9 protein-coding genes are annotated in these 13,287 nt (G+C 69.3%); 5 read left to right on the top strand and 4 right to left on the bottom strand.

What is annotated here, in order from left to right; translation table 11 throughout:
* The first annotated feature begins 91 nt into the window (after positions 1-91).
* Complete coding sequence (mdeB, locus tag ABSY19_RS17325; protein WP_382153893.1) at positions 92-2,695, top strand: alpha-ketoglutarate dehydrogenase; 2,604 nt, start codon at positions 92-94, stop codon at positions 2,693-2,695.
* Here mdeB and ABSY19_RS17320 read toward each other — a convergent pair.
* Complete coding sequence (locus ABSY19_RS17320) at positions 2,679-3,668, bottom strand: 2-hydroxyacid dehydrogenase (protein ID WP_382153890.1); 990 nt, start codon at positions 3,666-3,668, stop codon at positions 2,679-2,681. The genes mdeB and ABSY19_RS17320 overlap by 17 nt on opposite strands.
* A gap of 147 nt (positions 3,669-3,815) precedes the next feature.
* Here ABSY19_RS17320 and ABSY19_RS17315 point away from each other — a divergent pair, with 147 nt between their 5' ends.
* The 4 genes from ABSY19_RS17315 (at position 3,816) to ABSY19_RS17300 (ending at position 10,001) form a co-directional block, all read left to right on the top strand.
* Complete coding sequence (locus ABSY19_RS17315) at positions 3,816-4,289, top strand: hypothetical protein (protein ID WP_382153887.1); 474 nt, start codon at positions 3,816-3,818, stop codon at positions 4,287-4,289.
* Positions 4,283-5,812: a class I adenylate-forming enzyme family protein gene (locus tag ABSY19_RS17310; protein ID WP_382153884.1), complete on the top strand. Its 1,530-nt coding sequence runs from the start codon at positions 4,283-4,285 to the stop codon at positions 5,810-5,812. The genes ABSY19_RS17315 and ABSY19_RS17310 overlap by 7 nt, the downstream gene beginning before the upstream one ends.
* Positions 5,813-6,080: 268 nt before the next feature.
* Positions 6,081-8,177, top strand: coding sequence for a phospholipase D-like domain-containing protein (locus ABSY19_RS17305; RefSeq protein ID WP_382153881.1), 2,097 nt, complete (start codon positions 6,081-6,083; stop codon positions 8,175-8,177).
* A gap of 9 nt (positions 8,178-8,186) precedes the next feature.
* Positions 8,187-10,001 carry a tetratricopeptide repeat protein gene (locus ABSY19_RS17300; protein WP_382153878.1) on the top strand — a complete coding sequence of 605 codons (1,815 nt, stop codon included), beginning with the start codon at positions 8,187-8,189 and terminating at the stop codon, positions 9,999-10,001.
* A 57-nt stretch (positions 10,002-10,058) separates the two neighbouring features.
* On the opposite strand, the gene ABSY19_RS17295 is transcribed toward ABSY19_RS17300, so the two are convergent.
* The 3 genes from ABSY19_RS17295 to ABSY19_RS17285 are packed head-to-tail and all read right to left on the bottom strand — an operon-like array spanning position 10,059 to position 13,272.
* Positions 10,059-11,369, bottom strand: coding sequence for an amidohydrolase family protein (locus tag ABSY19_RS17295; RefSeq protein ID WP_382153875.1), 1,311 nt, complete (start codon positions 11,367-11,369; stop codon positions 10,059-10,061).
* Positions 11,363-12,193 carry a creatininase family protein gene (locus ABSY19_RS17290; RefSeq protein ID WP_382153872.1) on the bottom strand — a complete coding sequence of 277 codons (831 nt, stop codon included), beginning with the start codon at positions 12,191-12,193 and terminating at the stop codon, positions 11,363-11,365. Before ABSY19_RS17290 ends, ABSY19_RS17295 begins: the two co-directional genes overlap by 7 nt.
* An 11-nt stretch (positions 12,194-12,204) precedes the next feature.
* The gene (locus ABSY19_RS17285; protein ID WP_382153869.1) at positions 12,205-13,272 is read right to left on the bottom strand and encodes a Rieske 2Fe-2S domain-containing protein; all 1,068 of its coding nucleotides are present in this window, start codon (positions 13,270-13,272) and stop codon (positions 12,205-12,207) included.
* Positions 13,273-13,287 lie beyond the last annotated feature (15 nt).

Here is a 13,287-nt window from a genome sequence, read left to right as displayed (position 1 = left end):
TTTTATGCCTACCGACCGCGTGGCCGTGCGTCCGATCGACACCAACTGCCAGCGGGGCGCGCCTACAGTGCCTGATCCAGGAGAACCCACCATGAACGACGTTTCGAAGCAGCTGCATTTCAGCGAGTCCCTCTCTACCGATCCGGACCCGCAAGAGACCCTCGAATGGCGTGAGTCCCTGCTCTCGCTGGCGGCCAGCCAGGGGCCGGCGCGCGCGCGGCAGATCCTCGACGAACTCGCGCGCCTGGCGCGCCAGCAGCGCATCGGCTGGCAGCCCGAGCTGAACACGCCGTATGTGAACACCATCGCGGTGGAAGACCAGCCCGCCTTCCCCGGCGACCTCGCGGTCGAGGAGCGCCTGGCCTCGCTGATGCGCTGGAACGCGCTGGCCATGGTGGTGCGCGCGAACCAGGCCTATGGCGAACTCGGGGGGCACATCGCGAGCTACGCGAGCGCGGCCGACCTGTTCGAGACCGGCTTCAACCACTTCTTCCATGCGCGCAGCGAACAACACGGCGGCGACCTGGTGTTCTTCCAGCCGCACAGCGCGCCCGGGGTGTACGCGCGCGCCTTCCTGGAGGGCCGGCTCAGCGAAGCCGACCTGCTGCACTACCGCCAGGAGATCACTGCACCGGCCAGCGGCGCGCGCGGCCTCTCGAGCTACCCGCACCCCTGGCTCATGCCCGACTTCTGGCAGTTCCCCACCGGCTCCATGGGCATCGGTCCGATCAGCTCGATCTACCACGCGCGCTTCATGCGCTACCTCACGCACCGAAACCTGCAGGACTGCGCGGGCCGCAAGGTGTGGGGCGTGTTCGGTGACGGCGAGATGGACGAGCCCGAGAGCATGAGCGCGCTCACCCTGGCCGCGCGCGAGAAGCTCGACAACCTGGTGTGGGTGGTCAACTGCAACCTGCAGCGCCTGGACGGCCCGGTGCGGGGCAACGGCCGCATCATCGACGAGCTGGAAAAACTCTTCGCCGGCGCGGGCTGGAACGTGATCAAGCTGGTGTGGGGCAGCGACTGGGACGGCCTGTTCGCGCGCGACGTCACCGGCGCGCTGGTGCGCGCCTTCGCCCACACGGTGGACGGCCAGATGCAGACCTTCGCCGCCAAGGACGGCCGCTTCAACCGCGACAACTTCTTCGGCCAGAACGAGGAACTGGCCCGCCTGGCGCAGGGCATGACGGACGAGCAGATCGACCGCCTGAAGCGCGGTGGCCACGACCTGGTGAAGATCCACGCCGCCTACGCGGCCGCCGCCGCGCACACCGGCCAACCCACCGTGATCCTGGCGCAGACCAAGAAGGGCTACGGCATGGGCAGCGCGGGCCAGGGCAAGATGACCACGCACAGCCAGAAGAAGTTCGACGGCGCCGACCTGATCGAATTCCGCAACCGCTTCAACCTGCCGCTGAGCGACGAGCAGGCCACGGGCCTGGCCTTCTTCAAGCCCGCCGACGACAGCGCCGAGATGCGTTACCTGAGCGAGCACCGCGCCCGCCTGGGCGGTGCCATGCCCCGGCGCGAGACCGCCTGCGAGGTGGTGCCCGTGCCCGCGATCGACGCCTACGCCGCCTTCGCGCTCAAGGCCGACGGCAAGGAGATGAGCACCACCATGGCCTTCGTGCGCATGCTCGGCGGCCTGCTGAAAGACGGGCAACTCGGCCCGCGCATCGTGCCCATCGTGGCCGACGAGGCGCGCACCTTCGGCATGGCCAACCTGTTCAAGCAGGTCGGCATCTACAGCAGCGTGGGCCAGCGCTACGCGCCCGAAGACATCGGCTCGGTGCTGAGCTACCGCGAGGCGCTGGACGGGCAGATCCTGGAAGAGGGCATCAGCGAGGCCGGCGCCATCGCGAGCTGGACGGCGGCGGCCACCAGCTACAGCGTGCACGGCCTGGCGATGCTGCCCTTCTACATCTACTACTCCATGTTCGGCTTCCAGCGCGTGGGCGACGCGATCTGGGCCGCGGCCGACCAGCGCTCGCGCGGCTTCCTGCTCGGCGCCACCTCGGGGCGCACCACGCTGGGCGGCGAAGGCCTGCAGCACCAGGACGGCAGCAGCCACCTCGTGGCCGCCACCATCCCCAACTGCAAGGCCTACGACCCGGCCTTCGCGGGCGAACTCGCCGTCATCCTGGACGCGGGCATGCGCGAGATGCTGGTGGAGCAGCAGGACGTGTTCTATTACGTCACGCTGATGAACGAGAACTACGCCCAGCCCGACCTGCCCGAGGGCGCGGCCGACGGTGTGCTCCAGGGCGGCTACCGCTTCGGCCGTTTCGGGCCCGACAACGCGGCGCAGCAGGTGACCCTGCTGGGCTCGGGCGCGATCTTCACCGAGGTGCTCAAGGCCGCCACGCAACTGGCCGAACAAGGCATCGGCGTGCATGTGTTCAGCATCACCAGCTGGAGCGAGCTGGCGCGCGACGGCGTGGCGCGCGGCGAGCGCTCGCACCTCACGCAACTGCTGGCCGACAGCGCGGGCCCGGTGATCGCCGCGACCGATTACGTGCGCACCGTGCCCGAGAACGTGCGCGCCTTCGTGCCTGAAGGCCGGGCTTTCCACACGCTGGGCACCGACGGCTTCGGCCGCAGCGACACGCGCGCCGCGCTGCGCGCCTTCTTCCAGGTCGACGCGGAGCACATCGCGCGGCAGGCGACGGCGGCGCTGCTCAGGCCGGCGCGCTGAGCGCGGGGGCCGGCACGGGCGTCAACGCCCGGCCGGTCTCGAAGAATCCGATCAGGTTGTCCGCCGCCAGGTGGGCCATGCGCAGGCGGGTCGCGCGGCTCGCGCTGGCCATGTGCGGCGTGAGCACCACGTTGGGCAGCGAGAGCAGTCCCGGGTGCACCGCCGGCTCGTGCTCGAACACGTCCAGTCCGGCCGCCGCGATGCCGCCGCTTCGCAGGGCCTCGACCAGCGCGGCCTCGTCCACCACGCCGCCGCGCGCGATGTTCACCAGCGTGGCGCCCGGCTTCATGCGCGCGAGCGCCCGGGCATCGATGAGATGGTGCGTGGCGGCGCTGTGGGCCAGCGTCAGCACCAGGTGGTCGGCCTCGCGCAGCAGCTCGTCCATGCCGACGAAGCGGGCCGGCAGCGCGGCCTCGTCGGCCGGGCTCAGGCGCGTGCGGCTGTGGTAGATCACGCGCATGCCGAAGCCGTGCGCGCCCCGGCGCGCCACGCCCTGCCCGATGCGCCCCATGCCCAGGACGCCGAGCGTGCTGCCGTGGATGTCCTGCCCGGCCATGAAGTCGACGGACCACTTCGTCCATTGACCCTCGCGCACGCAGCGCTCCCCCTCGCCCAGGCGCCGCGCGGTCGCCATCAGCAGCGCGAAGCCGAAATCGGCCGTGGTCTCGGTCAACACGCCCGGCGTGTGCGTGGCCACGACGCCGCGCGCCGACATCGCGGCCAGGTCCAGGTTGCCGAAGCCCACCGCGAGGTTGGCGCAGATGCGCAGCGACGGGCAACGCGCCAGCAAGGCCTCGTCGATCACATCGCCCGCCGTGGACAGCAGCGCCTGCTTGTCCCCGAGCCGACCGGCCAGCTGCGTGGCGTCCAGCACGGTGTCGGCCTGGTTGCTGTCCACCTCGAAACAGGCCTCCAGGCGTTGGATCACTTCGGGAAAAACGGCGCGTGCGATCAGCAGGCGGGGTTTGGGCAAGGGTGGGTTCATGGTGCGGCCCAGTATCCCGAGCACCCGGTCCTTCGGTCCATGCGTTCAGCGGATCGGCGTCATGCGGGCGCGGGCATGGAATGCAAAGGGCCCTGTTCCCATACTCGGCGGCCAGTGCCCATTCTTCAGCCACCCATGCCCGCCACCCCCACCGAGACCACCGCCCCGTTCATGTTGCTTCAGGGGCGCGTCGAATCGCGGCGCGTGCTGCGGCCCGCGCCCGATGGACCGCGCATGGAGATCAGCTTCAGCGCCGCGCTGACTTCGACACAGCTCGGCCCGGGCAGCGCGGCCTGCAGCTTCATTGGCCACCTCGGCCCCGACGGCCACTACCAGTGGCAAGGGCGCGGCGCGCTCTTTCTGAGCGCGGGCACGGTCACGGCGCGCAGCCGGGGCCAGGGCCAACGGCGGGGCAACACCATCGTCTACCAGGGTGCCATGGTCTTCCGGTCGCACGCGAGCGCGCTGCAGTGGCTCGACGGCCTGCAGGCGTCCTTCGAATACGTGCAGGACCTGGCGAGCCTGGACGTCACCGTGCGCTGCGAGGAAGCCAGCGCCGCAGAGACCGCCCACCCCTCCACCCCACAGAAAGGACCTTCCCCATGCTGATGCATCAGTTGATCACCGACGGCGCGATGCGCCACCCCGACAAGACCGCCTTCGTCTGGGTGGATCGGCAGGCCCGCCTGTCGTACGCCGAGACCGTCGCGCAGATGGAGCGCATGGCCGGCGCGCTCGCGCACCTGGGCGTGCGCCAAGGCGACCGCGTCACGGTGTTCGCGCACAACGGCATGGACTACCTGCTGGCCATGCTGGGCGCGTGGCGCATCGGCGCGATCGCGGCGCTGGTCAACGTCAAGTTCAAGGACGACCTCGCCTACTACCTGGCCGACCACCGCCCGCGCGTGCTGATCTACACCCACGACATGCGCGACGCCGTGCTCGCGGCCGTGGCCCAGGTGCCGGGCATCGACCACCTGGTGTGCATGGACGGCGCGCAGCCGGGCGCCCACGCTTTGCCCGAGCTGATGGCCCAGGCCTTCGCGGCGCCGCCCGACCCCGAGGACGAGGGCGCCATCGCCCACCTGTCCTACACCTCGGGCACCACCGGCAAACCCAAGGGCGCCTGCCTGAGCCACGAACCCACGGTGCGCGCCAGCCGCTGCATCGCCGAGCGCCTGCGCGTCCGGGCGGACGACGTCTCGTTCGGCCCGACCGCGCTGTCCAGCTCCTACCAACTGGTGGGCAACCTGCTGCCCGCGCTCTCGCGCGGCGCGACCGTGCAGGTCATGCGGTTCTGGACCCAGACCGCCGGCTGGGACGCGCTCGAACAGGCGCAGGCCAGCATCCTGGTGGGCAACCCCACGCTGCTGGAAGAGCTGCGCACCGAAAGCGCCCTGCGCGGCCGCGCGCCCGGCCGCCTGCGCATGGGCCTGTCGGGCGGCGGACCGGTGCCGCCGACCCTCAAGCGCGCCTGGCGCGACGAACTGCGCCTGCCGCTGGTGGAGAGCTTCGGCCAGAGCGAGCTCGGCGGCTTCATGGCGCTGGGCTACCCCGAACTCGAACCGGAAGACAGCAAGCTGATGCGCGTGGGCCCCGCCCTGCCCGACAAGGAGGTCTGGATGATGGGCCCCGATGGCCAGCGCCTGCCGCCCGGTCAGCTGGGCGAGATCGTGCTGCGTGGCGGCTTCATGTGGGGCTACTGGGGCAAGCCCGGCAAGACGGAGGAGGTGACGGCCCAGGGCCTGCTGCGCACCGGCGACATCGGCCTGATCGACCACGATGGCCACGTCACGATGCGCGGGCGGCGTTCCGAGCTGCTGCACGTCAACGGCGTGAGCTGGTTCCCGCGCGATGTCGAGGAAGCCCTCTGCCGCCAGCCCGGCGTTCGCCAGGCGGCGCTGATCGGTCTGCCGGCCGAGGGCGGTGAAGGCGGCGTGCGGCCGCGCGCCTTCATCACCTGCCAGGCCGGCGCCGAACCGGACCTGGCGCGGCTCAAGGCGGCGGTGCAGGCCGAGGTGGCCTACGACCTGGCGTCGATGGAGGTGGTGGGCATCGACGAGCTGCCCATGACGCCCACCGGCAAGATCGCCAAGGGCGACTTGCTCGCGCTGGCCATGGCGACGCACTGAACGTCGGCTCATCCAGGCACCAGAGTGTTGCGTCGCGCTCACGCCGTCGTCATGCGCGTTGGTGCGCGCCTCCCTGCGGAGAAACTGGCTTTTTCAACGAACCAGCTAGTGTTTGCATCGAGTTGCCAATTTGAAGCCATGAGATGCATCTTCAAACAGGGTACCCAGTCGCCGCGGGTGTCAATCCAGTGAAGTCCTGCCTTGGATGAAGCGTTGTGGGTCGCGGACCATGCGACGCGATCCACAACGACAACATCAGGAGGGCCTCATGAAGCAGTTGGCCGACGCAGACCTTCTGGACACCGCGTGTCCCCAAACCGTGTACATCGGGCTGGACAGCCGGGTGGCGACGGGCACGCAGCAATGGCTGCTGGAGAAAAGCCTTTCGCACCCGATCACCACGGGCAACACCCTGCGGACCTTCATCGGCGGAGAAGAAGGCTTTGGGCAGATCGCGGCCGACCTCGAAGCGGCGCGCCAGAGCATCGACCTCGTGTGCTGGGGGTTCGACCCCGGCATGGCCCTGGTGCGTGCGCAGTCGCGCCCCATGCACCCCTGGGCGATGGGTGAACCCTACGGCGAACTGTTGCGGCGCAAGGCCGCGCAGGGCGTGCTCGTGCGCCTGCTCGTCTGGTACAGCCCCAGCGGGTCGGCCGTGCAGAACTCGCTGGTTGGCTATGTCAACCCCGACGAACCCCTGTCAGGTGGCGTCATCAACCTCACCTCCGACGAAATGGGGGCCGTGACCAGCGGCATGTCGAGCGGGATCGGGGGCTACGCCCACGCACCCGCGCGCAGGCCGGCCCCGTCCGTGGCCGAGCAGCGGCAGGACTATTGCACCCGCTGGTGGCGCGAAGCCACCGCCGGAATGATCCCGAACCTCGAAGTGCGTTGCCGCGACGGTGTGGCCGGCAAGGTCAAGGCCAGCGTCGGCAACGAAGCCGACCCGCCCAGCGCGGCCGGTGGCCAGCTCGGCGGCTACTTCGACGAAAAGGAACTGATCGAGAACTGGGCGACGCACCACCAGAAACCCATCCTGATTGACTACGGCCACGCAGGGAAAAGCGCGGGCCAGGGCCCCGGGCACAAGGCCGTGGGTTTCATCATGGGCCTCAACAGCGTGAGCGACTACTGGGACAGCGCCGAACACCGCTTCGACGACCCCTTGCGGGAAAAAGACCACGAAGGCCGCAGCGACGCCTTGTCCAAGGCGGTGGCCCGAACCCGGCCCATCAGCCGCAAGCCCTTGCGCGACTACGCCTGCCGCATCGAAGGCCCGGCATTGATCGACGTGTACCGCAACTTCAGCGAGGCCTGGAACCGCGCGGCGCTGCTGCCCAAGCTGCGATGCGCCAGCAATGCGGGTCACCAGGCCGTTCGCAGCACGGACCTGAACCCCGCCCTGGCGCCCGCCGCGCTCGCCAGGACCGATGCCGCCCCGTTGGGCCTGCGCCTGCGCTTGCAGGTGCTGCGCACCCAGCCCGAAGAAGGTGGCCGCGACGTGCAAGGGGCGTGGCCGTTCGACAAGAGCATCAAGCAGGCCTACTTCCAGGCCACCGCCTCGGCCCGCAACTACCTCTACCTGGAGAACCAGTACTTCTTCTACGAAGAGTGGGCGCGCCACCTCAAGGCCCAGCGCCAGGCCTTCATGAAGGGCACGCAGGCGGCCAAGGCCGCGAGCCGGCAGGCGCCGCCCCTGCACCTGATGGTGGTGATCCCCACGCCCGAGAACGACGGCATGGTGCCGCGCACCTACGACACGCTCAAGAGCCTGGGGCAGGCCCACTCCATGCCCCACCAGCACCGGCTGGTGCAGGACCGCAGCGAAGACGGCTGGTTCGACCGCAGTGTGTCCCCGGGTGCCACCGACATCGCGCGCAGCGCGCTGCAGGTGCGCGAGCCCACGCTGGACAAGGAGGGCGTGCTGATGCAGGACGGCAAAAGCCTGGGGCTCAAGGTGCTGGTGGCGCGGCTGGTGAGCCAGAACCGGGGAGGCAACGCCCATCTGGGCCAGTACCGAGACATCTACATCCACAGCAAGCTCATGCTCGCCGACGACTGCTTCATGACGCTGGGCAGCGCCAACCTCAACCAGCGCAGCATGGCCGCGGACAGCGAGATCAATGTCGCCACCGACCACATCCCCCACAACCGCGCGCTGCGCCAGCGGGTCTGGGGGCAGTTGACGGGTGGGGATCGGAACGCTGTGGGCGGTTCGGGTTCGCCGGAGGAAATGGTGCGAGCCTTTGAACGATGGAAAGCCCTTGCTGTGAAAAACAGGGATTCCATTTCAAAAAGCCAGTCGTTGCTGGGCCTTCTCGTTGAATTTTCGGATGACCGGACCGCTACCGAACGCGTTGGTTGAGGCCCCTAAATGACCTTTCCTCACACCGCCTTGCGCACCTTCGCCATTCATAGCTGCCTGACCTTCCTTTTTTTTCTCAGCGGATGCCACCCCATGAAAGCCTACAGCGAGCCCTTCACCGCGTTGTCTGACCTTGCTCTGTTGAGCGAAGAAGGTGTACTGCCGCGCAACATCAACCTCAAGACCTTCGAGCCGCACCGCGAGGCCTTCATCTGCGAGCACGCGGCCCGCCGCGCTCCCGTCTGGAGCGCCGAGGCACAAGAGCGGTTCGAAGAGGGCATGAGCTTGACCAGCCCGGCCCTTTGGCCCAACGAACGCAACTGGCCTCGCGCCATGAAGTTGTGGGACGAAGCGGCCCGCCTGGGCCACTGGAAGGCCGCGATCATGTGGATTCAGACCGCGCAGACCGGGCAGGGTGAAGACAGCGAGAAGGGGCGCTTCGCGGTGGCCGCGCAGGACCCCGAGGAGGTTGTGCAGCGGGTGGAGGTACTGATGCGCCAGAACGTGGCCGAAGGCTTCTACCTCATGGGGGTCTTCCACGACACGGGCTACGGCGTCAAGTTCAGCGTGGACCGGGCATGGGCGTTCTGGGAGCTGGCGGCCGATATGGGCAGTGCCAGGGCGCAGACACGGATTGCAAAGTCGCTGGGGTTTGTCGATCGCGCCCAGGAAAAGCCAGGCGTGGCGGAATGGGCTAATGAGACGGTGCAGTTCCTGATGCTTGAGTGCGCCTATTCGCAAGGTCATGGCGAAGGAGGCTTCAGGCTTGGGATGCTTCTAGACCTTCTGGCAGAAGGCGGTCGAGCTATCAACGATGACTCAAAAGCCCAATTCGCCCGAGCCCGACAGATCCTGCACGACGCCGTCAAATTTGGCAGCGAAGATGCGGCCGGCTACCTGTCCTCGTCCTATCGATCGAATGACCCTCTGGTCAGACCGTACATGGACATTGCCCGCGCCGACCGTTACCACGTGTTGGCCCACGCCCTCTGGGACAACCCTGACCTGCGTTTCCCCAACCTCGACAAGGTTCTGCCCCTGCCCCCGGCCCTGCTGCCGCAGTGGGACGGCAATCCCGACACGCTGATCGACGCAGCCAAGGGCGTGCGTGTTGCACCCCAGCCCGTGACCACTTCGGTCCACCGGCTCCCGCCCCAGGACCGAGCCCACATCCCGCCCGGCCACACCCTGCAGGTGCCCGCCCACCTGAGCAGCTTCGCCCGCAGATCCTTGGCCGGCTTCACCACCGCGCTGGAAGACAACACCCGGCCCCCGGGCATGGCCCGCGCGCCGGTGGCCGGCTACTGGCAGCCCCGCGTGCTGCCCGCCCACGCCTACGACGATGCCTACACCACCCATCTGCGCCGCGAGCTGGCCGACCTGCCACCCATGCGCTTTCGCGAGCACGAGCGCCTTCAGATCGCCTTGCGGGGCACCACCCTGGCGTACGAGGACGCGGTACACCGCCTCGTGCGCTGGCACTTCATGGGCATGGCCGTGCCCCAGGTCCTGCCCAAGGACTGGCTGGCCCAGGCCGGCACCGTGCGCGCCATCGCAGCGGCCACGCGCACCACCTGCGCCAGCGGCCAGCCGTGCCCGCAGAGCGGCATCTGGCAGCCGTATGCGCTGGACGCGTCACACCCGATGGCCCGTGTGCTGAGCACGGCCACGTTGAACGAAGCCTGGAAGCGCCAGGCCTTCGTGCCTCAGGGTGAGCGCATGCCCCGCCTGGGCGCCCAGGGCCTGCCCGTGGAAGACGATCAGGTGGGTTGGTGGTTGATACAGGCTTGCGAAATGGGCTTTGGTACACCCATCACGACCTGAAGAAACTCCTGCCGTCGAACACCCTTCAGAAAAGACCAAGCCCTCGCACCAAGCGGCTCAGTTCGTGGGCCCGGGTGCGTCGAGCGATCGGAAGTCCGGCAGGCCAGCGTCGAGCAGGCGGCCCCGGTGCAGCACGCGGCGCTGCGGCCGGCCGCAGGCTTCGGCGCTGTTGCGGCCCGCCAGCAGCACGAGGTCGGCGGGAGCGCCCGCGCGCAGCCGGCCATCCCAGGCCAGCCCCATCGCGGCGGCGGGCGTGGTGGTGGTGCTGTGAATCCAGTGCGCGAGAGGGTCGTCCAGGTGGGCCGCGAGCGCGCCCAGCGCCAGCACCTGCAGCAGGTCGAAATCGGCGAAGGGCACGAAAGCGTCCTGCACGTTGTCGGAGGCCAGGCTGACCGCCACGCCCAGCGCCCTCGCCTCCCGCAGCGGCGCGATGCCGCGCAGGCGCGGCGTGCGGCCTTCGCCACCGTCTTGCAGTTGCAGGTTGGCCAGCGGCAGGCCGATCAGCCCGACGCCGGCCTCGGCCAGCGCGCGCAGCACGGCGTGGCCTTCGTCGGCCGGTGCCACCGACAGGGCGCAGGCGTGTCCCACCGTCACCCGCCCCTGCCAGCCATGGCGCGCGGTCAGGCGGGCGATGCCGCGCAGGCCTTCGATGTCGTTGTGCAGGTGTTCGTCCGCGTGAAAGTCCAGGTCCAGGCGGTGCGCCACGGCCAGGTCGAACACGCGTTCGAGCAGGCCGCGCTGGCCGGGCATGGGGTGCACCGAGGCGCCCAGCACGCCGCCTTGTTCGGCCACCACCGCCGCCACGGCGGCGCCCGCGCCGGTGTCGGCGAACAGGGCCAGCGGCGAGAGCGAGGCCAGTTGCAGTTCCATGCGGTCCGACCATGCCCCGCGCAAAGCCTGGCCCACCGCCCAGGCCGGTGGCGTGGCCGCGCTCACCCAGTCGATGTGCGTGCGCATCGCGCGCGTGCCGTGCGCGTGGGCCGTGCGCAAGGAAAATTCCATGCGGCGCCGGATGTCCCCGGCCGTCCAGCGCGCTCGGTCTTCGCCGGAAGCGGCCACGGCCTCGCGCAGCGTGTGGTGGTGGCCACCGATGCGGGTCGCGGTGTGGCTCTTGTCCAGGTGGGTGTGCAGGTCCACCCAGCCCGAGCTCACGATGCCGTCGGCGAGGTCCACCACCGGCAGGCCGTCGTCCGCCACGGCCGGCGCCAGCGCATCGATGCGGCCGCCCCGCAGGCGCAGGCAGACCGTGCGCAGGCCCGGAGCGGCCGGCGCGAAGGCCTCGCGCGCCATGGCGTCGAGCAGCGGCTCGGGCACGCGCGCGCGGGCCAGCCAGCAGTCGCCGGTCGGGAAGGCCGCCCCGGCTACCACGCCGTGGCGCTGTCCAGCGAGGCCAGGGGCACGCGGTGCACGTCTTCGAGCACCTGGGCGAACTGGCCGCCCACGAAGTCCAGCGTGGCACGCCCCTTCTCGGCCGTGGCCAGCATCGCATTGCCGCAGGCGCCTTGCGGGTTCAGGTCCTGCGTCTGCCAGGCGACGCGGGCCTTGCCCTCCACGTAGGACAGGTAGCGCGAGCCCTCGCTGAGGGCGCGGTCGGTGCTGGCGAAGTCCTTGGCCCGGTCCATGCGCACGAACTCGGGGTGGATCTGCAGCAGGATGGAACTCTCCAGTTCACCCGCGTGGATGCCGTGGCGCATCTCGTCGTCGCCGATCAGCCCATCGGGCAGGCCGAGCTGGTACCAGTTCACGCACACCACCAGCATGTCGTGGCGCTCGCGCAGGTCGCGGGCCACGATGTCCATGATGGACTCCTGCCCGCCATGGCTGTTGAACAGCACCAGCTTGCGCACACCGGCGGCGGCCACGCAGGCGCCGATCTCGCTCCACAGGGTGATCAGCGTCTGCGCGGACAGGGTCAGCGTGCCCGGGTAGCGCGAGTGCTCGTTGCTCTTGCCGATGGGCTGCGTGGGCAGGAACAGCACCGGCAGCTCCGCGCCCAGGTGCGGCAGCGTGGCCGCCACCATGGCGTTGACGGTGGCCGTGTCCACCGACATCGGCAGGTGCGGGCCGTGCTGCTCGATCGCGCCCACGGGCAGCACGGCGATCACGCTGGCCCGGTCCAGGCGCGAGAAGGCCTCGCTGGTCAGGTCGGCCCAGAAGCGGGAGGGCACGGTGGCGGCGAAGGTGTCGGCCATGGCAGCGCCCTTCACGCCGAGGCGGTTTCGACACGGATGCCGAAACGCGCCAGGTTGCGCGGCGTGCGCACTTCCTTCTCGCCGCGCGCCTCCATCATCTTCAGCAGGCGCCGGCGCATCGCCAGACCCGGCCGGTCGGTGTACATGTGGGCCTCCTCGGCGTTGGCGGGGGCCAGCGGCACGTCCGGGTCCAGCCCTTCGAGGATCAGGATGTCCTCGTTGGTGATGCGGCGGTCCATCTCGATGCAGTCGGCCGCGCTGACCTCGGCCTCCGTGTCGTTGCGGTAGATCCACTGGCACAGCATGGAGCGCTCGTCGTCGATGGGGGTGGCCGAGGTCACCAGCGAATGGATCAGGCCGTTGGGGTAGTTGATCTGCGACTTGCGCATGAAGGGCATGTACCACTTGCTGACCATGTGCCGCACCGACTCCAGCCCGCTGTCGCGCACGACGCGCTGGATGTGTTCGTCGGCGTTGAGCACCGGCACATCGCCACGCAGCACCAGGCCGTGCTCGGTTTCCTCGATCTCGGTCTTGCGCGGCTTGGCGTCCACCAGGTTGCCGAAGGTGCCCTTGTGCACGAAGCTCGTGTGCGAGAAGTCGAAGAAGTTTTCCATCAGGCGCAGGCCGGTGGCGCGGCAGGGCTCGTAGAACTCGTGGATCAGGCGGAAGCCCGGCGCGCCGTCTTCTTCCAGCACCGGAATGGTGTTGATCGGATCGGGCTCCAGGCAGACCCACACGTAACCGTAGCGCACGTCCGTCAGGTGGCTCTTCACCTTGTAGGGGATCTTCTGGGCCTCGGGGCTCTGCGGCATGGCCACGCATTGCCCCGTGCAGTCGTAGGCCCAGCCGTGGTAGCCGCAGACGATGCGGTCGTCCTCCAGCCAACCCATCGAGAGCTTGGCGGTGCGGTGGCAGCAGCGGTCTTCCATCGAGGCGTAGCGCCCTTCGCCGACTTTCCAGAGCACGATGTCTTCGCCCAGCAGCCGGAAGGCCTTGGGGTGGCCGGCGTCCAGCAGGTGCGTGGGCATGACGGGGTACCAGAAGTGGCGGAACATGGGTTGTTGGGTGATCAGCATGGGCGTGTCTCTTTC

Source organism: Hydrogenophaga sp. ANAO-22 (assembly GCF_042466645.1).
Taxonomy (GTDB): Bacteria; Pseudomonadota; Gammaproteobacteria; order Burkholderiales; family Burkholderiaceae_C; genus Hydrogenophaga.
Note: the sequence above shows the minus strand (reverse complement) of the source record. Positions and strands in the feature narration are given on the sequence as shown.